The organism is Azorhizophilus paspali (genome assembly GCF_043587585.2).
In the GTDB taxonomy this organism is placed as follows: Bacteria; Pseudomonadota; Gammaproteobacteria; order Pseudomonadales; family Pseudomonadaceae; genus Azotobacter; species Azotobacter paspali.
On record NZ_CP171449.1, the window covers coordinates 2,249,750 to 2,273,524 of the forward strand.

Consider the following 23,775-nt stretch of genomic DNA (forward strand, 5'->3'; position numbering starts at 1 on the left):
GACCTATCCATGTCAATGTCAGTTTCCAACCATGACCAGCGACGTTTCGGCGCGCACCTGATCGACGCGCACCGTACCCGCTTCACGCTCTGGGCCCCCGACGCCGAGCGCGTCGACCTGGAAATTCTCCGCGACAGCCGACAGCCCATGAGGCGGGAACAGGGCGGCTGGTTCGTGCTCGAAGTTCCCTTCGGCGCCGGCATCCAGTACCGCTTCCGGATCGACGACGAAATCAGCGTGCCGGACCCGGCCTCGCGCTCCCAGGTCGTCGGCCTGCACGGCCCCAGCATGGTGGTCGATCCCGGCTCCTACCAATGGCGCCATCCCCACTGGCGCGGCCGTCCCTGGCACGAGACGGTGATCTACGAACTGCACGCCGGCCTGCTCGGCGGCTTCCATGGGGTCGAGGCGCAACTGGCCGAACTGGCCGAACTGGGCGTCACCGCCATCGAACTGATGCCCATCGGCGAATTTCCCGGTACCCGCAACTGGGGCTACGACGGCGTACTGCCCTTCGCCCCGGAATCCATCTACGGCTCGCCCAACGACCTCAAGCACCTGATCGACACCGCCCACGGCCACGGCCTGATGGTCTTCCTGGATGTCGTCTACAACCACTTCGGTCCGGAAGGCAACCAGCTCGGCCGCTATGCCGGGGCCTTCTTCCGCCACGACGAGAAGACGCTCTGGGGCGATGCCATCGACTTCCGCCAGCAGCCGGTGCGCGACTTCTTCATCGAGAATGCCCTGATGTGGCTGCAGGAATACCGCTTCGACGGCCTGCGCCTGGATGCCGTGCACGCCATCAGCGAACGCGACTTCCTTACCGAGCTGGCGCAGCGAGTGTACGCCGCGATCGAACCCGGCCGTCACGTGTACCTGATGCTGGAGAACGAGAAGAACCAGACCAGCCTGCTCGGCGAAGGCGGTTACGTGGCGCAATGGAACGACGACGGCCACAACGTTCTGCACACCCTGCTCACCGGCGAACAGCAAGGCTATTACGCCGACTATTGCCAGGGCGCCGCGGAAAAGCTCGCCCTCTGCCTGAAAGAAGGGCTGATCTTCCAGGGCCAGATGGCTCGCCAGGGGCAGTCGGAACCCTGCGGCGAACCCAGTGCCCACCTGCCGCCCAGCGCCTTCATCCTATTCCTGCAAAACCACGACCAGGTCGGCAACCGGGCCTTTGGCGAGCGCCTGATCAGCCTCGCCAATTGCGACGCCCTGCGCGCGGCGACCGCCCTGCTACTGCTCTCGCCGATGGTGCCGCTACTGTTCATGGGCGAGGAATGGGGCACGCACCGCCCCTTCCTGTACTTCACCGGCCACCAGAGCGAAGAATTGGCCCAGGCGGTTCGAGAGGGCCGGCGTCGGGAATTCTGCAAGTTCGAGCCGTTCCAGGACATGTCTCTGTGCGATCGGATTCCCGATCCCAACGACGAAAAGACCTTCGCCGCCTCGCAGCCGGACTTCCAGTGCTGCTTCGACCCCAAGCACGCCGAATGGCGCGCCTTCTACCATCACCTGCTGGGCCTACGCCGCCGCGAGATCATCCCGCGCCTGCCCGGCAGCCGGGCGCTGAGCAGCGAAGTGCTGGGCACCGAGGCCGTGGTGGCGTGCTGGCTGCTGGGCGACGGCAGCATCCTGCGCATCGAACTGAACCTCGGTGCCCAAGCCGTACCGCTGTCGGAGCACTACAAGCACGGCCGGCTGCTGTTCGCCAGCCAGGACATGGAAGAATTCCACGAGCATCTGGACAGGCTTCCCGCCCGGATGGCCCGTGCCTACCTGGTAGCCCCGGATGAGCAACGATGAGCGCCTCCGCGCCCTGGCCGCCGCCGCCGGGATAGCGGTCGACTGGATAGACGCGGAAGGACGGCCACGCAAGGTCGCGCCGGAAGTCCTGCGCCGGGTGCTGGCCGAGCTGGAATTGCCGGCCGACAGCGGCGGCCAGATCGCGGACAGCCTTGAGCAGTTGCGCCGGACAAGCAGCGAACTGCCGCCGCTGCTCACCCTGGAGCGCGGGCAATCTTTCGACCTGTCCGGCCATTTCGAGCCCGGCAGCGCCTTCGAACTGACCCTGGAGGACGGCTGGCGCCACGGCGGACGGCTCGACGAACAGGCCCGCCTGCCACCGATCGAGCAGCCCGGCTATCACCGCCTGGCGATCGGCGCACAGTCGCTGACCCTGGCCGTCGCTCCGCCGCGCTGTACCGGCCTGGACGCACTGAGCGGCCACCCTTCGCCGCGGCTCTGGGGACTCGCGGTGCAGCTCTATTCCCTGCATCGCCAGGGCGACGGCGGCATCGGCGACACCCAGGCTTTGGAAAACCTGGTGCATCGGGCGGCCAGGGAGGGCGCGGCGGGTATCGCCATCAGCCCGCTGCACGCCATGTTCAGCGCCGATACCCAGCGCTTCAGTCCCTATTCGCCGTCCAGCCGGCTGTTCTACAACGTGCTGCATAGCGCCCCCGGCAGCATCCTCGGCGAGCGCGAAGTGCGCACCGCGCTCGAAGCCGGCGGCCTGGCCGACGAATGGCAACGCCTGGAGCGACTGGAGCTGATCGACTGGCCGGCCGCCGCCGAAGCCAAGCTGCGCTTGCTGCGCCTGCTGCACGCGGAATTCCGCCAGGGCGGCAATCCGCTCGAACAGGACTTCGCCAGCTTTCGGTGCAACGGCGGCGAAGCCTTGGAGAACCACTGCCGCTTCGAGGCGCTGCACGCCTACCACGTCCGCCACCACGGACTGTACGACTGGCGACGCTGGGACCCGGCCCTGCGCTATCCCGGCAGCGCCGCGGTGGCCGGCTTCGCCCGCGAATACGAGGACGAGATCACCTTCCACGCCTTCGCCCAGTGGCTGATCGTCCGTGGCCTGGAACGCACCCAGCAGGCCGCGCGCAGCGCCGGCATGCCGATCGGCCTGATCGCCGACCTGGCGGTCGGCGCCGACGGCGGCGGCAGCCAGGCCTGGAGCCGCCAGGCCGAACTCCTGCCGAGCCTGACCGTCGGCGCGCCGCCGGACATCCTCAACCGCTCCGGACAGAGCTGGGGAGTCTCCGCCTTTTCGCCCTGGGGTCTGCGCCGGCACGGTTTCCATGCCTTCATCGAGATGCTCCGCGCCAATCTGGCCCATGCCGGTGGCATCCGTATCGACCATGTGATGGGCCTCCGTCGCCTGTGGCTGATCCCGCCGGGCGCCGAGCAGCGCGACGGCGCCTACCTGCATTACCCACAGGAAGACCTGATGCGCCTGCTGGCGCTGGAGTCCTGGCGACACGGAGCGGCGATCCTCGGCGAGGACCTCGGCACCGTCCCGGAAGGCTTCCGTCCGCTGCTCGCCGAGCGCGGCATCCTCGGCATGCGCGTGCTGCTTTTCGAACAGGACGACGACGGACGCTTCGCGCGACCGCAGCAATGGCCCGGCGACGCCCTGGCGACCAGTACCACCCACGACCTGCCCACCCTCGCCGGCTGGTGGCGGGAACGCGACATCGACTGGCGCGAGCGCCTGCAACTGATCGATGTCGAAGCCAGCCAAGCGGCCCGTCGGACCCGCCAGCGCGAACGCCTGGCGCTGCGCGAAGCGCTGGCCGACAGCGGCGGCCCGGCGCTCGACGAGCCCCTGGACAGCGACGGGCTGATCGACGCCTGCGTGCGCTTCCTCGGCGCGACGCCGGCGCCGCTGGTCCTGCTGCCCATGGAAGATGCCCTGGGTCTCGACGAACAGGCCAACCTGCCCGGCACCATCGACAGCCACCCGAATTGGCGCCGCCGCCTGCCTCTGGAAAGCGACGAGCTGCTCGACGACGCGGCCCCGGCGCGACGCCTGTGCCTGCTCAAGCAAGCGCGCCGGACGCCGGGGGGGGAAGTTAAATGAGCGGTCCGCGCGCTACCCTGCGCCTACAATTCCACAGCGACTTCACTCTCGACGACGCCGTGCCGCTGGTCGACTACTTCGCCGACCTCGGCATCAGCCACCTGTACGCCTCGCCGCTGCTCACCGCGCGCCCCGGCTCGCGGCACGGCTACGATGTCATCGACCCGACCCGCATCAACCCCGAACTAGGTGGCGAAGACGCCCTGCGGCGCCTGGTCGCGGCCTTGCGCAAGCGCGGCATGGGGCTGATCCTGGATATCGTCTCCAACCACATGGCGGTCGGCGGCGCCGGCAACCCCTGGTGGCTCGACGTACTGGAATGGGGCCGGCGCAGCCCCTATGCCGCTTTCTTCGACATCCAGTGGAACTCCCCCGACCCGCTGCTGGCAGGCCAGTTGCTGGTGCCCTTCCTGCGCAGCGACTACGGCGAGGTCCTGCAGGCCGGCGAAATCCCCCTGCGCTTCGATGCCCAGGCCGGCGTCTTTTACGCCAGTCACCATGAGCACCGCTTCCCCATCGGCCCGCCGAGCTACGACGAACTGCTGCGCGCCAGCAACCACCCGGCGCTGCGGGAACTGGCCGCGCAGTTCGCCGCCCTCGCCGAGGAAGGGGGCTACCGGCGAGCCGCCGAGCTGAAGGCCAGGCTGTCGCGACTGGCCGTCCAGCCCGCGGTACGCACCGCCATCGAGGCCTTGCTCGCCGCCTACGACGCGCGCCAGCCGGAAGGCTTCGCACGCCTGCACGCCCTGTTCGAACAGCAGTTCTACCGGCTGGCCAGTTGGCGCACCGCGGCGGACGACATAAACTGGCGGCGCTTTTTCGATATCAACGAACTCGGCGGCCTGCGCGTGGAACGCCCACGGGTCTTCGAAGCCACCCATGCGAAGATCTTCCAGTTGTTCGAGGAAGGCCTGATCGACGGCCTGCGCATCGACCACATCGACGGCCTGGCCGACCCGCGCGGCTACTGCCGGCGCCTGCGCCGCCGCCTGGAACGGCTCGGTCGGGGCCGGTACTGGCCGATCTACGTGGAAAAGATCCTCGGCCAGGGCGAGGAACTGCATGGCGACTGGCTGGTGGATGGCACCACCGGCTACGAATTCATGAACCAAGTGTCCCTGCTGCAGCACGACCCCGACGGAGAAGGGCCGCTGCGCGTGCTCTGGCACAGCCTCGGCGGGCGTCCCGGCGAGTTTCTCGAAGAAGTGCGCCAGGCCCGCCGGCTGGTGCTCACCGGAACCCTGGCCGGCGACTTCGAAAGCGCTGCCCAGGCGCTGCTGCAGGTGGCGCGCGGCGACCTGATGACCCGCGACATCACCTTCGGCCAGATCCGCCGAGCACTGCTCGAACTGATCGTCCACTTTCCCGTGTACCGCACCTACATCGGCGCCTGCGGCCGTCCCGCGCAGGACGAGCCCTTCTTCCGCCAAGCCTTGGAAGGCGCCCGCGCCAGTCTCGACGAAGCCGATTGGCCGCTGCTCGCCCACCTGGACCGCTGGCTCGGCGGCAAACCCTGGCGCCGCTTGCCGCCGGGGCCACGGCGCAAGGCGCACCGCTACGCCTGCGTGCGCTTTCAACAGGTCACCGCGCCGGCCGCCGCCAAGGCAGTGGAAGACACCGCCTTCTACCGCTCGGGCGTACTGCTCTCGCGCAACGACGTCGGCTTCGACAGCCAATGCTTCGCCGCCCCGCCGGAAGACTTCCACGCCGCCTGCCTGCGCCGGCGCGAACGCTTTCCCGATAGCCTGCTGGCCAGTGCCACCCACGACCACAAGCGCGGCGAGGACAGCCGCGCGCGTCTAGCCGTGCTCAGCGAACGCGCCGTCTGGTACGGGGAGCGGCTGCAGCGCTGGCTGCTGCTGGCCCAGCCGCTGCGCCGCAGCCATGGCGACGACCCGGCGCCGCTTCCGGTCGACGAACTGATGCTCTACCAGACCCTGCTCGGCAGTTGGCCGCCGGACCTGGCGCCGGACGATGAGGCAGGCATGCGCGCCTATGCCGGACGGCTGCGCCAGTGGCAGGAGAAGGCCTTGCGCGAGGCCAAGCTGAACAGCGCCTGGAGCGCGCCCAACGCGCCCTACGAGGCGGCCTGCCGCGCCTTTCTCGACGACCTGCTGGAAAACCCCGTGGGCGCCCGGCTGCGCGAGGAGATCGCCGCCGCGGCCGCCGCCATCGCCCCGGCCGGCGCCCTTAACAGCCTGGCCCAGACCCTGCTGCGGATGACCGTGCCCGGCGTGCCCGACCTCTACCAGGGCAACGAATTCTGGGATTTCAGTCTGGTCGACCCGGACAACCGCCGACCGGTGGATTTCGCCGCCCGCCGCCAGGCCTTGGCCCAGGGTCGGGAGCCCGCCGAACTCATCGGCCACTGGCGCGATGGGCGCGTCAAGCAAGCCCTCGTCGCCCGTACCCTGGCCCTACGCGCGCGTTGCCCGGCGCTGTTCGCCGCCGGCGACTACCTGCCGCTGGAGGTGGTCGGCGAGCAGCGTGCGCGGCTGCTGGCCTTCGCCCGGCGGCATGCCGGGCAATGGGCGCTGGTGCTGGCACCGCGCCTGGCCAGCGACCTGCTCGACGAGGCCGGACGGCCCGCGATCGAGCCGGCGCGCTGGACGGATACCCGCGTGCTGCTCCCCGAAATCCCCGCGTTGCGGGGCGTCCTTTCCGGCGAGACGGTCCCGCGTGGAAAAAGCGAACTGCTCGTGGGAGAAGCCTTGGCGACCTTCCCGGTCGGCCTCTTCTATGGCGCATGAACACAATGACAAGGAGTGCAATGGCATGACGAGCGACGAGCAACATATCCGCGAACTGGCCTACCAGATCTGGCAGTCCGAGGGCTGCCCAGAGGGTCGGCAGGAGCGCCATTGGCAGATGGCCCGCGAGCTGGCCGAAGCCGAATCACAGGCCGCCATGCCGGAACCCCGCACGCGCAAGCCGGCCGCGCCGCGCAAGAGCGCCGCCAGGCCCGTGGCGGCGGTGGGCAGAGCGGCCACCGAAACAGCCGCCCCGGCTAAGGCTGCCGACGCAAAAAAACCGCGCGCGCAGCCCCCGGCGTCCTGAATCGCCGCCGAGCGAGATGCGCTCGCGATGTGCCCAGGGCGATCCAGCCGGCGGCGCCCTCACGGCCCCATCCTCCAACCCGCTCGCTCGCACGGAAGCCTTCCCGCGGCGCGGCAGCCATCCGTCGAAACGGAGCGCCGCTCCTCCTCCCGACAATCGGAGAAACGAGCATGGATCAGCACAGGAATATCAAGACAGCCCAGGTGAAGACATCCTCGCGCGTGCGCGAGGGCCTGCCCTTTCCCCTCGGCGCGACCTGGGACGGTCTAGGCGTCAACTTCGCGCTGTTCTCCGCCCATGCCACCAAGGTGGAACTCTGCCTGTTCGATAAGGCCGGGGGCACCGAACTGGAGCGCATCGAGCTGCCCGAGTACACCGACGAAATCTGGCACGGCTACCTGCCGGACGCCCACCCGGGCCTGGTCTACGGCTACCGAGTGCACGGCCCTTACGCGCCGGATGCCGGGCACCGCTTCAATCCCAACAAGCTGCTGATCGACCCCTACGCCAAGCAACTGGTCGGCGAACTGCGCTGGTCCGAGTCGCTGTTCGGCTACACCGTCGGCCACCCGGACGCCGACCTCAGTTTCGACGAGCGCGACAGCGCCCCCTACGTGCCCAAGAGCAAGGTCATCGATCCGGCCTTCACCTGGGGCCGCGACCGCCCGAGGCAGACCCCCTGGGACCACACCATCCTCTACGAGACCCACCTGCGCGGCTTCACCATGCGCCATCCGGCGGTGCCGCCGGCGCTGCGCGGCACCTGCGCCGGCCTGATGAACGCCGAGGTGCTCAACTACCTGCTTCAGCTCGGCGTCTCGGCGATCGAGCTGCTGCCGGTCCACGCCTTCGTCCAGGACCAGCACCTGCTTGAAAAGGGCATGACCAACTACTGGGGCTACAACACCATCGGCTTCTTCGCCCCGCACCCGCGCTACCTGGCCAGCGGCAAGATCCAGGAGTTCAAGGAGATGGTCGCGCACCTGCACTACGCGGGCCTAGAGGTGATCCTCGACGTGGTCTACAACCACACCGCCGAAGGCAATGAGCTGGGGCCGACCCTCTCCATGCGCGGCATCGACAATGCCACCTACTATCGCCTGATAGCGGACGACAAGCGCTACTACATCAACGACTCGGGCACCGGCAACACGCTCGACCTCTCCCATCCCTGCGTACTGCAGATGGTCACCGACTCGCTGCGCTACTGGGCCACGGAGATGCATGTGGACGGCTTCCGCTTCGACCTGGCGACCATCCTCGGCCGTCGCCCGGAAGGCTTCGACGAACGCCACAGCTTCCTAGTCGCCTGCCGCCAGGACCCGGTGCTGCGCCAGACCAAACTGATCGCCGAGCCCTGGGACTGCGGGCCAGGCGGCTATCAAGTCGGCGGCTTCCCGCCCGGTTGGGCGGAATGGAACGACCGCTTCCGCGACACCGTGCGGGCCTTCTGGAAAGGCGACGAAAACCAGTTGGCGGACATCGCCAGGCGCCTCACCGCCTCCGGTGACCTCTACAACCAGCGCGGCCGGCGGCCGTTCGCCTCGGTCAACTTCATCACCGCCCACGACGGCTTCACCCTCAACGACCTGGTTTCCTACAACGACAAGCACAACGAGGCCAACGACGAGAACAACCAGGACGGCACCGACAACAACCTGTCCTGGAACCATGGCGTCGAGGGTCCCACCGACGACCCGCAGATCCGCGAACTGCGCATCCGGCAGATGCGCAACTTCCTTGCCACCCTGCTGCTGTCCCAGGGCACGCCGATGCTGGTCGCCGGCGACGAATTCGCCCGCACCCAGCACGGCAACAACAACGCCTACTGCCAGGACAGCGAGATCGGCTGGGTCGACTGGCGGCTCGACGAAAACGCCATGGCCCTGCAGGAGTTCGTGCGCCGCCTGATCCGCCTGCGCCTGCGCTTTCCCATGCTGCGCCGCGGGCGCTTCCTGGTCGGCGCCTTCAACGAGGAGCTGGGTATCAAGGACGTCACCTGGCTGAACCCTTCCGGCACCGAGATGACCATCGAGCAATGGGAGGAAGAGCACAACCGCTGCCTCGGCATGCTGCTCGACGGCCGCGCCCAGCCGACCGGCATCCGCCGCGCCGGCTCCGACGCCACCCTGCTGTTGGTGGTGAACGCCCACTACGATCTGGTCAACTTCCACCTGCCGGAGGTCGCCCAGGGGCGGCGCTGGCGGCGCCTAATCGACACACACAAGCCGATGGCGACGGAAGAGCGCTTCGCCTTCGGCACCGAGTACGGCGTCACCGGCCGCTCGCTCCTGCTGTTCGAACTGCTGCACAACAACAAGCGGAGCACCTGAAGCGCGGCGGCGCCGCACGCCCGGAACGAGCGCCTCCCGCGAAGCGTCGTAACGCGCGCCGGAACGCACCGGCGAGCCCCGAACCGCTCGCGAAAAGCCGGGAACCCCCTCCCCTGGAGCGAGTCTCGTTATTAGGGCCTGTCGACGTTTGGGCGTAGGCCGCCGGAACTCCCAGGCCTGCTGTCATCAACTCGGAGAGGAAGACATTACCATGAAAGTCCAAGACATCATGACCTGCGACGTACAAACCATCCGCGCCGACCAGACGCTGCGCGAAGCGGCCGAGATAATGGAGAAGGTCGATTGCGGAGCCTTGCTGGTCAACGAAGGCGACCGCCTGGTCGGGATGCTGACCGACCGCGACATCGCTATCCGCGCCGTGGCCAAGGACAGGGGCTGCGATACCCAGGTGCGCGAAGTGATGACGTCCAACGTGTGTTACTGCTTCGACGACGAGGACGTGCAGCACGTCGCTGAGAACATGGCCGACATCCATGTGCGCCGCCTGCCGGTGATGAACCGCGAGAAACGCCTGGTCGGCGTGGTTTCGCTGGGCAACATCAGCGCCTGCAACAACCCCTCGATCAGCGACACCGTGCTGCACGGCGTGGCCCAGGCGCACTGAGCGCGCTAGCAACCGACTGCCTTCCGGGGAGGTGCCCATGAAAGCGGTAGTTTTCCACGACATCGGCGACATCCGCCTGGACGATGTACCGGACCCCCAAATCGAAGCGCCGACCGATGCGATCGTCCGCTTGACCGCCTCGGCCATCTGCGGAACCGACCTGCACTTCATCCGTGGCAGCGTCGGCGGCATGCGCCCGGGCACCATCCTCGGCCACGAGGGCGTCGGCATCGTCGAACAACTGGGCGAGGAAGTCCGCAACCTGCAGATCGGCGACCGCGTGGTGATTCCGTCCACCATCGCCTGCGGCAACTGTTCCTACTGCCGCGCCGGCTACTACGCCCAGTGCGACGTGGCCAACCCCAACGGCAAGAACGCCGGCACCGCGTTCTACGGAGGCCCTCAACAGAGTGGGGCCTTCCAGGGACTGCAAGCGGAAAAGGCGCGGATTCCCTTCGCCAACGTCGGCCTGGTCAAGCTGCCCAGCGAGATCAGCAACGATCAGGCCATTCTGCTCTCGGACATCTTTCCCACGGGTTATTTCGGCGCAGAAATGGCCGAGATCCGCGACGGCGACACCGTTGCCGTGTTCGGCTGCGGCCCTGTCGGCCAATTCGCCATCGCCGGTGCCAAGCTGCTCGGCGCCTCGCGGGTGTTCGCCATCGACCGCTACCCGGATCGCCTGCAGATGGCGCGCCAGCAGGGTGCGGAAATCATCGATTTCGAACGCGAAGACCCGGTGCGGACCCTGCGCCGGCTGACCGACGGCATCGGCGTCGACCGGGCCATCGAGGCGGTGGGCGTGGACGCCGGGCACGAACACGCCTTCCAGCATGGCCACGACCCCGAGGAGGAGGAGCGTTTCGCCCAGGAAGTCGCCACCGTGGCACCGAAGACTCATCCCGACGGCGCCAACTGGCACCCGGGCGACGCGCCCAGCCAGGCCTTGGACTGGGCCGTGGAGGCCCTGGCCAAGGCCGGCACTCTGTCGATCGTCGGGGTCTACCCGCAGCAGGCGCGCAGCTTCCCAATCGGTCTGGCGACGGAAAAGAACCTGACTATCAACATGGGCAACTGCCATCACCGCAAGTACATTCCCAAGCTGATCGAGCTGATCCTGGCTAGGCGCATCGACCCGGCGAAGATCCTCACCCAGATCAAGCCGATGGGCGACGCCATCGCCGCCATCAAGGCCTTCGACCGGCACGAGCACGGCTGGATCAAGGTCGAGCTGCAGCCGCAGCGGACGCAGGGCGACATCGAGGGCAGCGAAGAACTGTCGAGCACGGACCAGTTGCTCGACGAAGGCATCGAGGAGACCTTCCCCGCCAGCGACCCGGTATCCATCAGCCCGCGACCAGAACGACACTGAGCGCCCATGACCACGGAATCCCGGCTAGACCGGCCGAGCCCCGCTCCGCAGCCCGGAGCGGAGACCCGGTGCCGGAAGGCCCATGGCGAAGAACAGTGCGTCGACTCCCTACATATCCTCACGGTGAACACCCACAAGGGTTTCACCGCGCTTAACCGCCGCTTCATCCTGCACGAGCTGCGCAAGGCGGTACGCGACGTGTCGGCGGACCTGGTGTTCCTCCAGGAGGTGCTCGGTACCCACGAGCGCCATGCCCGGCACCATCGCGACTGGCCGGAAACTCCGCACTACGCGTTTCTCGCCGAGAGCATGTGGGGCGATTTCGCCTATGGGCGCAACGTCGTCTACCCGGATGGCGACCATGGCAACGCCGTGCTGTCCAAGTATCCCATCCAGCGCCACCGCAACCTCGACATCTCCGTTCCCGGCCCGGAGCGGCGCGGCCTGCTGCACTGCGAACTGGAAGTGCCGGGACAACCGGAGGTACACGCCATCTGCGTGCATTTGGGCCTGCTCGAAAGCCACCGGCAGAAGCAGCTCGGCCTGCTTTGCGAACTGATCGGCTCGCTGCCCGCGCAGGCGCGCATCCTGGTCGCCGGGGATTTCAACGACTGGCGCCTGCGTGCCTCTGCCCGTCTGCGCGACTGTGGCCTGATCGAGGTCTTCGAGCACAGCCACGGCCACTGCGCGCGCAGCTTTCCGGCGCGCCTGCCGCTGCTGCGCCTGGACCGCATCTACGTGCGCAATCTCGAGCCGCTGCACGCCAGGGTGCTGTCCCATACTCCTTGGCCCCACCTCTCCGACCACCTGCCTCTGGCGGCCGAGGTGCGCCTGTGAACTTTTCCTGGCGCAACGGCAACCGTCTGTGGCTGCTGGAAAATGGCGAGGAGTTCTTTCCACGGGTGTTCGAAGCCATCCGCCAGGCCCGTCGGGAGATCCTCATCGAGACCTTCATCCTCTTCGAGGACAAGGTCGGCAACGAACTGCACCGGGAACTGATCGCCGCGGCGCGGCGCGGCGTGCACGTCGAAATCACCGTGGACGGCTACGGCTCGGCGGACCTGACGCCCGGTTTCATCGCGGCCATGACCGAAGTGGGCATCCGCCTGCGCATGTTCGATCCACGGGCGAAGCTGTTCGGCATGCGCACCAACCTGTTCCGCCGCCTGCACCGCAAGATCGTGGTGGTCGACGGCGCCCGCGCCTTTCTTGGCGGCATCAACTTCTCCGCCGACCACCTGGGCGATTTCGGCCCGACCGCCAAGCAGGATTATTCGGTCGAGGTGATAGGCCCGGTGACGCGCGACATCCAGCGCTTCGCCCTCGCCAGCATCGCCGCCACGGAGCTGTCGCGGCTCTGGTGGCGCCGCCGCCATCGAGTCCTGGGCAACGGCCGGCAGCCGGCGCGGCCGTCGGCCGAGGGCAGCGCACGGGTGCTGTTCGTCACCCGCGACAACCGCCGCCATACCAACGACATCGAGGAGCAATATCTAAAAGCCATCCGCCGGGCGCGTCGCCGGCTGGTGATCGCCAACGCCTATTTCTTCCCCGGCTACCGCCTGCTGCGGGAAATTCGCCGCGCCGCGCGGCGCGGCGTGAAGGTGGAGCTGATCCTGCAGGGCCAACCGGACATGCCGATCGCCAAATTCGGTGCGCGCCTGTTCTACGAATACCTGCTCAAGGACGGCGTGCTCATCCACGAATACTGCGACCGCCCGCTGCACGGCAAGGTCGCCTTGGCCGACGACGAATGGGCCACGGTCGGCTCGAGCAACCTCGACCCGCTGAGCCTGTCGCTCAACCTGGAAGCCAACCTAATCGTCCGCGACCGGGCCTTTAACCGGGAACTGAGCGACCGGCTGGAGCGGCTGCAGCGCCACCATTGCCGACTCATGACCAAGGAGCGGATCGCCCGCGACACCTGGTGGCACATGCCGCTGGCCTTTCTCGCCTACCATGCCCTCAGCCACTTCCCGGCCTGGGTCGGCTGGCTACCGGCGCACAGCCCGCGGGTGGAAATCCTGCAATACCCCCGGCCGGACGGCGGCGACAACCTGCACCGGTCCAGCCCATGAAAGCCGGCCTCGGCGCATGGACGCGCGGGCACTGGCCGCCGATCCGCCGTCTTCTCATCTGGGTCTTCTTCATCTTGATGGTCGGACTGCTGTTCGGCCTAGCGCGCAAAGTCGAATGGCGCAACGTGTTCACCACACTGGCCGACTACCGGCCGGGCACCCTGCTGTCGGCCCTGGCCATCGCCGCCGCCAGCCACCTGCTCTATGCCTGCTTCGATCTGCTCGGGCGGCGCTATGCCCATCACCATCTGCCGACCGGCCAGGTATTGGCGGTGACCTTCGTCTGCTACGCCTTCAACCTCAACCTCGGCGCCTGGATCGGCGGCTTGGCCCTGCGCTACCGCCTCTACTCGCGCCTCGGCCTGTCCGCCGTGCAGATCACTCAGGTCTACAGCCTGAGCTTGACAACCAACTGGATCGCTTACTTGCTGCTCGCCGGCCTGGTCTTCGCCGCCGGCGCCGTGCGTCCTCCCGCGCACTGGGCGCTCGACCATGACAATCTGCGGCTCCTCGGCGTCCTGCTACTGGCGTTGGTCGGCCTCTACCTGACGCTCTGCGCCTTCTCCCGCCGCCGCGTGCTGAGCCTGCGCGGACACTCGCTCGGCCTGCCGAGCCTGCGCCTAGCGCTCTGGCAGCTCGTCCTGGGCGTCGGCAACTGGCTACTGATGGCGCTGGTCATTCATGTCCTGCTGCTGCAGCAGGTCGGTTACGGCACCGTGCTCGGCACCCTGCTGATCGCCAGCATCGCCAGCGTGCTCACCCATATTCCCGCCGGGCTCGGCGTACTGGAAACGGTGTTCGTCGCCCTGCTCCACCAGCAGGCGGAACGCGACAGCGTGCTCGCCGCGCTGCTCGGTTACCGGGCGATCTACTACCTGCTGCCCCTGCTGGTCGCCAGCCTGGTCTACCTGGGACTCGAGGCGCGGGCGAAACGGACACGGACACGGACACGGACATAGTGCACCCGTCCATGTTCGCGCCACATCGGGGTCCGGCGACGGCAGCCGGACGCCGGGCCGAATCGGTCCGCCAAAAGCTGCCCGGCACCGCCGCGGCCAGCCGATCGGGGCGATCGCCGGTACGCCGCAAGCAGTACCAAGGTGAGAGGTTCGCCGAGCGAACCGACGGATATCGGCAGCCCCACCGGCGGCACGCCGAGCATGGCCGTCGACAGGCTATGCCGCCGCCCGTCATGCGCAAAGATCAGCTAGCCGGCGAGATAGCGCCGAATGGGGCGCGACACTCAGCCCAGTTCGAAGGTCGTTACCCCGTACAGCCGCTCCAGCGACAGCGCCGGATCAGCTCCCGTATACATCCGCGCCGTCTCGAAGACGATGCGCATGCCGTGCCGCTCGGCTAGCCCGAGCGCCGCCCGGTTGACTTCCGGCACATCCAGATAGAACGGCTCCGCCTCCGCGAGGCCCGCGCGCAGCCCCACCAGGAGCGCTTGCGCCAGCGCCGGCGTATCGGCGAACAGAGGACCGATCTTGTGGCCGGAGAGGCACTTGCGGCGGACACCGTAGCCAGCGAGACGCCCCTCCAGCAGGACGCCCAGCGCCCTGGCGTCGAGCTGGGCGATCCAGCGTTCGAGGAAACGGGTCCGCGGTGCCGGGAAGAAGGCCCGGTCATAGGCCTCGACCCGGTCGAAGGGCAAGGCGGTCAGTTCGACGCATTCGCCGGAGTCCGCGGAAACGCCGCCGGGGCCCCAGCCCTCGTAGCGCACGTTGCGGTAGGCCAGCCGGAAACCGAGCCTGCGGTAATGCTCCTGCTGGCCCACCACGCCATCGAGCCCGATGTTGCATCCGGCGAGACGCTCGGTTGCGGCGCCGAGGATGCGCGAACCGTATCCGCAGCCCCGGTATTCCGGCCTGACGATGTAAAGACCGATGAAACCGAAAGAATCGTCATAGCGAACCGCCGAAACCGTGGCGACCGGCTCGTCGTTCAAGAGCCCGATCAGAAAGCCGTCCGGGTCGACCGCATGAAAGCACTGCGCATCGTGAATGCCCGGATTCCAACCCTCGTTGGCTGCCCAGTCGATCGCCAGATCGATTTCGCGGCGACTCATGGTGGCGATTTCATAGGTTTCCTGTTGCATGCCTTCCTCCCGAGCCACCCACAACCGGTGCGGGCGACTGCGACAGGGAAAGCGTAGTACAGGGACAACCGCCTTCACCGAAGAGCGTCCCGCACGTTTTCGCAGCACGCTCCGGTTTTCCTCCCCCCCACCCGACGAAGCCGGCCCCGAGCGGCCCGGCCTCCCGTCCCCATCGCCGCTCCCAGAGGCCGCACACTGGCCCGGAGCTGTCGTTCCTGATGACTTGGTATTTCATCTACGGTCTTTCTCGGGTGAAGTTTTATCCCTCTTCTTAATTTCCGATTTCAGGAAAAATGGGAAAGGCCTCCAAGTCGGCCGGATGCGGTTCGTCGGTCCGACCGGCGCCTTCATCGTCATCCTGGCCGATACACCTCCAAACCAGGCCAAGCGGCTCGATTTTTCATTCGAGACGATCGGTCTATAACCTGCTGCCGTAGCGCTCGCAGCACCCCCAGGGAACGACTACTGGACAGGGCCTGGCCCGCTTACTCAGGTCCTGGCATATTTTTCGACCAGAAATAAACGACTCGTCTAAAAAGGAGACGGTGCATGTTCGAAGCGATCCTGATCGAAAAGGACGACGCGGCCGGTTACCGCGCCCGCAGCGCCATTCTGGACGAGGCGCAACTGCCCGAGGGTGACGTGACCGTGCGGGTGGACTACAGCACGCTCAATTACAAGGATGCGCTGGCCATCACTGGCAAGGGCCCGGTGGTGCGCAAGTTTCCGATGGTGCCGGGGATCGACCTGGCGGGTACGGTGGAAGCCAGCGCCAACCCAGATTTCGAGGTCGGCGATGCGGTTCTGCTCAACGGCTGGGGCGTCGGCGAGAACCACTGGGGCGGGTTGGCGCAGAAGGCGCGCCTGGACGGCCGCTGGCTGATCCCCCTGCCCCAGGGTTTCACGGCCCGCCAGGCGATGGCCGTCGGCACCGCCGGCTACACCGCGATGCTGTCGGTGCTAGCCCTGGAGCGCCACGGCGTGACGCCCGAGCAGGGCGAGATCCTGGTCACCGGCGCCAACGGCGGGGTCGGCGGCGTTGCCATCGCCTTGCTCGCCCGCCTCGGCTATCGGGTGGTGGCCTCCACCGGCCGCCCGGAACAGGCCGACTACCTGAAGAAGCTCGGCGCCGGCGAGATCCTCGACCGTGCCGGCCTCTCCGAGCCCGGCCGGCCGCTGGCCAAGGAGCGCTGGGCCGGGGTGATCGACTCGGTGGGCAGCCATACCCTGGCCAACGCTTGCGCCGCGACCCGCTACGGCGGCACCGTCGCCGCCTGCGGCCTGGCCCAGGGCATGGACTTCCCGGCCACGATGGCGCCCTTCATCCTGCGCGGCGTCACCCTGGCCGGTATCGACAGCGTGATGCGCTCCCGCGCGGACCGCATCGTCGCCTGGGAACGCCTGGCCCGCGACCTCGACCTGTCGCTGCTGGACGAGATCACCACCGGGATCGGCCTAGGCGAAGCCATCCCCGCGGCCAGCGAACTGCTCGCCGGCAAGGTGCGCGGGCGGGTCGTGGTCAATGTGAATCGCTGAGTCCGCAATTGCCCCCTCCTCCTCGGCGAGAGGGCGTCAAGGGCGCATCCCGTTCAGACTGCCGGAACCCGGCGCCGCAGCCGCTCGCTCCGTTCGGCGAAGCGGCTCCTGAGCAGGGCGTGCACAGGTCGACCTCCCGAGCCACGGCGGAAAAGCTGCCGAGGGCGGCGGAATGGACGGACAGGACGAGGTCCTCCAGGCGGATCATTTTCACTCTCGGTGTGAAGGTTGAAGGTGTTGGCCGATTTTGCTGCTTTTCATTGAAAGCCGCACGGCCGAACATCCACCCAGCCGCCCGCCGCCCCGGAGCGCGGGTGGAAACAGCCCAGGAAATCATCGACAGGAGAACGAACCTTGAGCATCGCCAACGCCGCCAGGACCCGCTACACCACCAAGGCCTACGACCCCAACCGCAAGGTGCCCGCCAACATCATGGAAGAGTTGCAGACCCTGCTGCGCTACAGCCCGTCCTCGGTGAATTCGCAACCCTGGCATCATGTCATCGCCGCCAGCGACGAGGGCAAGGCCCGCATCGCCAAGGCGACCCAGGATGGCTACGCCTACAACGAGGCGAAGATCCTCAACGCCTCCCACGTCGTGGTGCTCTGCGCCCGCACCGACCTGGACGCAGCCCATCTCAAGGCCGTACTCAACCAGGAAGACCTCGACGGCCGCTACGCCACCCCGGAAGGCAAGGCCGGCCAGGGCAACGTGCGCAGCTCCTACGTCAACTTGCACCGCTACGACCGCAAGGACCTGCAGCACTGGATGGAGAAGCAAGTCTATCTGGCCCTCGGCACCCTGCTGCTCGGCGCCGCCGCCTCGGGTGTGGACGCCACACCTATCGAGGGCTTCGACTTCCACAGGCTCGATGAGGAACTGGGCCTGCGCGAGCGCGGCTTCACCAGCGTGGTGATCGTCAGCCTGGGCTATCGCAGCGAAGACGACTTCAACGCCAAGCTGCCGAAGTCGCGCCTGCCGGCCGAAGACATCTTCACCTTCCTATAAGCACCTCCCCCGGCCGTCGCGACCGCACTCGTCGGGCGCGACGGCCGCTATTCGACCGGAAACCGAGGCGGGCGCCATCCCGTGGCGGACCTTGGGCGTGTCATCAACTGTTTCCCCCGGTTGCGTTGCCGCCGGAAATGGGGCCAGGCCGGGCCGCGTTCGGCAAGGCGCAGCCTGCAAGCAATGGTCATTCCATTGTCAAAGGCTGCAACGCCGCATGACCCCGTTTCCGGCGCAACGCGGGAAGCAATTGATGAAACGCCCTGAGCCGCTCCGGTTTCGTCTATGCTCGAAGGAGCGGAAAGATCGGGCAAGGCAGCCGATACCTTTCCACAACGGAACCTTCCGGCCATGGCCATCCCCCGGCGCGCCACGCCGCCACGTCCTGGGCCGGACCGCAAGGAAACACCGCGCGCAGTCATGGCAACTCTCTAAATCTCCACCTGCGTCCCCAGCTCGATCACCCGGTTCGCCGGCAACTGGAAGTAGCGCATGCTGCTGTTGGCGTTCTTCTGCATGAACACGAACAGGGCCTCGCGCCAGTAGACCATGCCGATGCCCCGGGTCGGGATGAGGGTTTCCCGGCTGAGGAAGTAGGTGGTGCGCATGGGGCTGAAATCGAGGTTCTCCAGGTGGCTCAGGCGCAGGGCGTGGGGAATGTCTGGCTCCTCCATGAAGCCAAAGTGCAGTGCCACCCGGTAGAAGCCCTCGCCGTAGCTGTAGACCTGGAAGCACTTGTCTTGCGGCACGCGCGGCGTGTCCTCGGAAACCACCGTGAGCAGCACTACCCGTTCGTGCAGCACCTGGTTGTGCAGCAGGTTGTGCAGCAACGCATGGGGCACCACATCGGCCCGGGCGGCGAGGAACACCGCGGTGCCCTGTACCCGATGGGGTGGCTGCAGACGCACGCTGTCGATGAAGGCCGGCAACGGCAAGGCACTTTCCCCCAGGCATTCGATCAGGGTTTCCTTGCCGCGTTTCCAGGTGGTCATCAAGATAAACAAACCGATTCCGGCGATCACCGGGAAGGCCCCGCCCTGGAAGATCTTCGGCACGTTGGCGGCGAAGAACAGGCTGTCGACCAGCAAAAAACCCAGCAACAGCGGGATCGCCAGCCAACGCGGCATCTTCCACAAAAGCAGCATTACCGCCGCCACCAGCAGGGTGGTGATCAGCATGGTGCCGGTCACCGCCACGCCGTAGGCCGAGGCCAGCGCCCCGGACGAGCCGAAGCCGAGCACCAGCAGCACTACGCCGACCATCAGTATCCAGTTGACCACGCCGATGTAGACCTGCCCCTCCTCCGCGCTGGAAGTGTGCTGGACCTGCATGCGCGGCACATAGCCGAGCTGAATCGCCTGGCGGGTCAGGGAGAAAGCGCCGGAAATCACTGCCTGGGAGGCGATGATGGTGGCCAGGGTGGCAAGCACGATCATCGGCAGCAAGGCCCAGCCGGGCGCCAGCAGATAGAAGGGGTTGCGCGCCGCCTCCGGGTCCGCCAGCAGCAGCGCGCCCTGGCCGAAATAGTTGAGCACCAGTCCCGGCAGCACCAGCAGGAACCAGGCGCGGGCGATGGGCCGGCGACCGAAGTGGCCCATGTCGGCATACAGCGCCTCGGCGCCGGTCAACGCCAGCACCACCGCGCCGAGGATGGCCACGCCGAGCCCCGGATGGACGATGAAGAAGTTCGCCGCCCACCAGGGATTGAGCGCCAGCAACACTTCGGGCTGCTGCAGGATGCCGTACAGGCCGAGCAGGCCGAGCACGGCGAACCAGACGACCATCACCGGGCCGAAAAGGGTGCCGATACGCGCCGTGCCGTGCCGCTGGATCAGGAACAGGGCGATCAGCACCGCAAGCGCCAGGGGAATCACCCACTGCTCCAGCCCCGCGAAGGCGAGCTCCAGGCCCTCGACCGCCGACAGCACTGAAATCGCCGGCGTGATCACGCTGTCGCCATAGAACAGCGCGACGCCGAACAGACCGAGCAGCACCAGCGCCCGGCTCAGGCGCGGGTAAGCGGCGGTGGCGCCGCGGGCCAGGGCGGTCAGCGCCATCGCACCGCCCTCGCCATCGTTGTCGGCGCGCAGGATGAACGACACGTACTTGAGCGACACCACCCAGATCAGCGACCAGAAAATCAGCGACAGAACGCCGAGTACCCCGTCGTAGTCGGCCCGCACCCCGTAATGACCGGCGAACACTTCCTTCAGGGTATACAACGGGCTGGTACCAATGTCGCCGTAGACCACGCCGGTGGCGGCGACCAGCAGACCCAGCCCGGATGAGGCCTGAGGCCGGTGGTTCGACTGCAGCGCGAGTTCGCTCATGAATGCACTCCTGGACAATGACTGCCTGCCCGGCCCGGACAGGAAAACAGGCGGCGGCTCACGGGGCCTGCTCGCGCAGGCGGTAGCCGATGCCCGCCTCGGTGACGATGAAACGGGGATCGGCGGGATCGTCGCCGAGCTTCTGGCGCAGGTGACCGACCACCACCCGCAGGTAATGGCTGTCCTCGACATGGGTCGGCCCCCAGATATCCCTGAGCAACTGCTGCTGGGTGACGATGCGCCCCGGATGGCGGGCGAGCATGGCCAGCACGTCGTACTCCTTGCGCGTCAGGGCGATTTCCCGGCCGTCGAGCTCGACCCGCCGGTTGTCCAGATCCATCACCAGCGGGCCGCAGTTCAGCGTGCCCGGCCCCTGTCCGGGCGGAGCCGGCCGGCGCAGCAGCACGCGCACCCGGGCGAGCAGTTCGCGGATGCTGAAGGGCTTGGTCACGTAGTCGTTGGCGCCGCCGTCCAGCGCCAACACCTTCTCGCCGTCGCCGGCACGTACCGAAAGCACCAGCACCGGTACCTGGGAGTCGCGCCGCAGTTCGGCGAGCAGTTCCTTGCCGTCCATGTCCGGCAGCCCCAGATCGAGTACCAGCAGATCGGGCCGCGCCTCGGCCGCCAATGTCAATCCTTCGCGACCGCAGCCGGCCTCCAGTACCCGGTAACCGTGGGCGACGAGGCTGATGCGCAGGAACTTGCGGATCTGCGCCTCGTCGTCGATCACCAGGATGCTTTGCTGCGTACCGCTCATGGCAGGACCGGCGCCTCGTCGTCGCGATCGCTCTCGCCCGGCGGCTGCGGCTGCAACGGCAAATGCAGGGTCAGGGTGGCGCCCTGCCCGTCCAACCCCTCGCCCACCGTCACCCGCCCGCCATGGGCGCCGAGAATGCCCTGGCAGATCGCCAGGCCCAGGCCGGTGCCGGGGCCGCCGCGGTCGCCACGAGCCGCGGTATAGAACATGTCGAAGATCTGTTCCCGTTCCGCTGGCGGGATGCCGGGTCCCTGGTCGCTCACCGACAGGCGCAGTTCGCCGCCGTCGCTGTCGACCACCACCCGCAAGCGGCCGCCGGGCGGCGAGAAGCGCGCGGCGTTTTCCAGGACGTTGACCAGCGCCTGTTCGATCAGCGCCGCGTGCACATGCAGCAGCGGCAGTTCCCCGGCGATGCGCGTCTGCAGGCGGAAGGACGCCAGCACCGGGCGCAGGCGCTGCAGGGAGCTGGCGACGATGTCCGCCGGCACTACCCAGTCGCGCTCCAGCTTGAGACCGCCGTGGCCGAGGCGGGTCATGTCCAGCAGATTCTGGATATAGCGGTCGAGCCGCTCGGCCTCATCGCGGGTACTTTCCAGCAGCTCGCGGCGGTCGGCGACGGCGATCTGCCCGTCCAGGGTCAGCAGGCTGTCGATGGCGCCGTGCATGACGGTGAGCGGCGTGCGCAGATCGTGGGACACCGAAGCCAGCAGGGCGCTGCGCAACTGCTCGGTCTCCCCGCGCAGCCGGGCAGCCTGCAGTTCCTCGGCCAGTTGCGCGCGCGCCAAGGCCTGGGCCAGCGGCTGACAGAGGGCGACCAGCCGGTGGCGGCGGGATGCTGGCAGCGGCCGGCCGTCCCGCGGGGCGATGCCGAGTAGAGCCAGGGGGCCGCGCTCGCCGGACAGCGGCCACCACCACCAGCGGCCGTCGGGCAAGGTGTCGGTACCGAGGCCGGCCGGCAATTCGTGCTGCCAGACCCATTCGGCGGTGGCCCGCTCGCTTTTGCCGAGCTCGCCGACGACGCCCGCCTCGACCCGCAGAGCGCCGGCGCCATCGGGGCCGAGCAGGCAGACGTCGAGATCGCGCCAAGCGGCGAACTGCTCCACGGCGGCGGCCAGCACCGCGCGCCGGTCGGTGGCGGCGCTCAGCTTGCGGGTCAGCTCGAGCAACGCCGCGGTTTCCGCCTGGGTCTCGCGCAGCGCCTGCATCCGCCGGCGTTGGCGGGTCGCCAGGTTGCCGGTCAGCGCGGACATGAGCAGGAAGAACAGCAGGCTCAGCACATCCACCCGATGCGCCACGATCAGCGAAAAGGTCGGCGCAATGAACAGCAGGTCGTAGGCGAAGAAGGACAGCAGCGCGCAGCACAGCGCGGGGCCGAAGCCGCTGCGCACGGCGACCAGCAGGACGGCGGCGAAAAACACCAGGGAAATGTTCTGTAGCGCCAGCATCCGTGAGAAGGCCCAGGCCACGACGCTGGCCAGCAGCGTGGCGAACAGTGCCAGGGCATAGTCGAGCGGACCGCCGACGAAGCCACGCACGGCGAACGACGGCGCGGAAACCGCCTCTTCGGCGGCTAGCACGCCGATCTCCAGGCCGCGCGCCCTGCGCAGCAGGCGCTCGACCACGCCCCTGCCGAACCAGCGGCGGCGATGGCCGCCAACCAGCAACACGCTGGCGCAGCGCTCGCGGGCGTGGCGCAGCAGGGTATCGGCGACCTCATCGCCGAGCAAACCGACCACTTCGCCGCCCAGGCGCTCGGCCAGCCGCTGAGCCGCCTGCAGCAGGCGGCGGGACTCCTCGCCGCGCGCGCGGCCATCGTCCACATGGACCAGCGTCCAGGGCAACTGGCGTCGCCGCGCCACCTGGCTGGCATGGCGCACCAACTGTTCGGACTGCTCGTCGCCGTCCACCGCCACCAGCAGGCGACCGAGTACGGCAGGCGCCTCGCGCCCGGAAGGCCGGTAGTGGCGTTGCACCTCGCTGTCGGCGCGCCCAGCCACCACCTGTAGGGCAAGGGCGCGCAGCGCGGCCAGGGTGGTCGGCGCGAAGTCCCGCAGTTCGCCCGGCAGGCAGTCGATCAGCAGCACCTCGTGAGCCTCCTCCAGCAGCCAGTCGGGCAGCGTTTCGGTCACCGGCTGGCCGGTCAGGGCTTCGACCCGGTTCTTCAGGCTTTCCAGGTGCGACACGTCGAGGGTGGCATGGACATCGATGCCGGCAGCCAACAATTCCTGCACATCCTGCCAGCGCTGGGCATGGCGGCTGCCGGGCGGATTGGCGCGCGCCAAGCGATCGACCAGCAGCAGGGCCGGCGGACGTGCCAGCAGCGCATCGAGGTCCAGTTCGCCGGCCACGTCCCGGCCGCCCGGCAGCGCGGCGAGCCGCATCCGCAACTCGCCGCGGGTGGTATCGTCGGCGCAGTCGAGGCTGCCAACCCGCAGTTCGACGCCCTGGCGCAGCAGTTCCGTGGCGGCCTGGAGCATAGCCAGGGTCTTGCCTACTCCGGGCGCCGCGCCGAAATAGATTCTCAGCCGTCCGCGCCTGAGCCGACCACTCCCTTCGCCGTGGCTGGACTGCGCGGCCGTCCGCTCGGGAACATCGCGGGCTTCGTTCATGGCATGGGTCATATGCAGGCAAGGGTAGATCGAATTGGCCGCCAGTATTGCCAGTTTGCCGAGGCGTTGCCGTAAAGAAGCCGTAAAAACCGGCG

General features: G+C 67.8%; 16 protein-coding genes. 12 read left to right on the forward strand and 4 right to left on the reverse strand.

The annotated features are described in order from the left end of the window. Nucleotides 1-9 precede the first annotated feature (9 nt). The 10 genes from treZ (at nt 10) to ACGI6K_RS10810 (ending at nt 14,301) form a co-directional block, all read left to right on the forward strand. Complete coding sequence (gene treZ / locus ACGI6K_RS10765) at nt 10-1,815, forward strand: malto-oligosyltrehalose trehalohydrolase (protein WP_376943695.1); 1,806 nt, start codon at nt 10-12, stop codon at nt 1,813-1,815. After that, nucleotides 1,802-3,880, forward strand: coding sequence for a 4-alpha-glucanotransferase (gene malQ / locus ACGI6K_RS10770; protein ID WP_376943693.1), 2,079 nt, complete (start codon nt 1,802-1,804; stop codon nt 3,878-3,880). The genes treZ and malQ overlap by 14 nt, the downstream gene beginning before the upstream one ends. Beyond that, nucleotides 3,877-6,630: a malto-oligosyltrehalose synthase gene (locus tag ACGI6K_RS10775; protein ID WP_376943691.1), complete on the forward strand. Its 2,754-nt coding sequence runs from the start codon at nt 3,877-3,879 to the stop codon at nt 6,628-6,630. The genes malQ and ACGI6K_RS10775 overlap by 4 nt, the downstream gene beginning before the upstream one ends. A gap of 25 nt (nt 6,631-6,655) precedes the next feature. Continuing rightward, nucleotides 6,656-6,937 carry a DUF2934 domain-containing protein gene (locus tag ACGI6K_RS10780; RefSeq protein ID WP_376943689.1) on the forward strand — a complete coding sequence of 94 codons (282 nt, stop codon included), beginning with the start codon at nt 6,656-6,658 and terminating at the stop codon, nt 6,935-6,937. A gap of 170 nt (nt 6,938-7,107) precedes the next feature. Further along, nucleotides 7,108-9,270, forward strand: coding sequence for a glycogen debranching protein GlgX (glgX, locus tag ACGI6K_RS10785; protein WP_376943687.1), 2,163 nt, complete (start codon nt 7,108-7,110; stop codon nt 9,268-9,270). 211 nt (nt 9,271-9,481) lie between these two features. Beyond that, complete coding sequence (locus tag ACGI6K_RS10790) at nt 9,482-9,895, forward strand: CBS domain-containing protein (RefSeq protein ID WP_376943685.1); 414 nt, start codon at nt 9,482-9,484, stop codon at nt 9,893-9,895. 37 nt (nt 9,896-9,932) lie between these two features. Continuing rightward, on the forward strand, nt 9,933-11,267 hold the full coding sequence (locus tag ACGI6K_RS10795) for a zinc-dependent alcohol dehydrogenase (RefSeq protein ID WP_376943683.1): 1,335 nt from the start codon (nt 9,933-9,935) through the stop codon (nt 11,265-11,267). A gap of 6 nt (nt 11,268-11,273) precedes the next feature. Then, on the forward strand, nt 11,274-12,104 hold the full coding sequence (locus ACGI6K_RS10800; protein WP_376943681.1) for an endonuclease/exonuclease/phosphatase family protein: 831 nt from the start codon (nt 11,274-11,276) through the stop codon (nt 12,102-12,104). Beyond that, entirely contained in the window at nt 12,101-13,342 is a 1,242-nt protein-coding gene (gene clsB / locus ACGI6K_RS10805; RefSeq protein ID WP_376943679.1) for a cardiolipin synthase ClsB, read from the forward strand. The genes ACGI6K_RS10800 and clsB overlap by 4 nt, the downstream gene beginning before the upstream one ends. Next, the gene (locus tag ACGI6K_RS10810; RefSeq protein WP_376943677.1) at nt 13,339-14,301 is read left to right on the forward strand and encodes a lysylphosphatidylglycerol synthase domain-containing protein; all 963 of its coding nucleotides are present in this window, start codon (nt 13,339-13,341) and stop codon (nt 14,299-14,301) included. The genes clsB and ACGI6K_RS10810 overlap by 4 nt, the downstream gene beginning before the upstream one ends. A gap of 284 nt (nt 14,302-14,585) precedes the next feature. Here the strand turns inward: ACGI6K_RS10810 and ACGI6K_RS10815 are convergent, their stop codons facing one another. Next, a complete protein-coding gene (locus ACGI6K_RS10815) occupies nt 14,586-15,440 on the reverse strand; it encodes a GNAT family N-acetyltransferase (protein WP_376943675.1) in 855 nt (284 codons plus the stop codon). Between the two features lie 549 nt (nt 15,441-15,989). Between ACGI6K_RS10815 and acuI the strand changes: the two genes are divergently transcribed. Together acuI and nfsB are read left to right on the forward strand one after the other, a co-directional pair. Beyond that, on the forward strand, nt 15,990-16,976 hold the full coding sequence (gene acuI / locus ACGI6K_RS10820) for an acrylyl-CoA reductase (NADPH) (RefSeq protein ID WP_376943673.1): 987 nt from the start codon (nt 15,990-15,992) through the stop codon (nt 16,974-16,976). A gap of 354 nt (nt 16,977-17,330) precedes the next feature. Continuing rightward, the gene (gene nfsB, locus ACGI6K_RS10825; protein ID WP_376943671.1) at nt 17,331-17,984 is read left to right on the forward strand and encodes an oxygen-insensitive NAD(P)H nitroreductase; all 654 of its coding nucleotides are present in this window, start codon (nt 17,331-17,333) and stop codon (nt 17,982-17,984) included. A 431-nt stretch (nt 17,985-18,415) separates the two neighbouring features. On the opposite strand, the gene ACGI6K_RS10830 is transcribed toward nfsB, so the two are convergent. From ACGI6K_RS10830 to ACGI6K_RS10840, 3 genes are read right to left on the reverse strand one after another with little or no spacing between them, the layout of a single operon-like run. Further along, nucleotides 18,416-20,314 carry a potassium transporter Kup gene (locus ACGI6K_RS10830; RefSeq protein ID WP_376943669.1) on the reverse strand — a complete coding sequence of 633 codons (1,899 nt, stop codon included), beginning with the start codon at nt 20,312-20,314 and terminating at the stop codon, nt 18,416-18,418. Between the two features lie 58 nt (nt 20,315-20,372). Next, the gene (locus ACGI6K_RS10835; RefSeq protein WP_376943667.1) at nt 20,373-21,071 is read right to left on the reverse strand and encodes a response regulator; all 699 of its coding nucleotides are present in this window, start codon (nt 21,069-21,071) and stop codon (nt 20,373-20,375) included. Then, nucleotides 21,068-23,692, reverse strand: coding sequence for an ATP-binding protein (locus ACGI6K_RS10840; RefSeq protein ID WP_376943665.1), 2,625 nt, complete (start codon nt 23,690-23,692; stop codon nt 21,068-21,070). The genes ACGI6K_RS10835 and ACGI6K_RS10840 overlap by 4 nt, the downstream gene beginning before the upstream one ends. Nucleotides 23,693-23,775 lie beyond the last annotated feature (83 nt).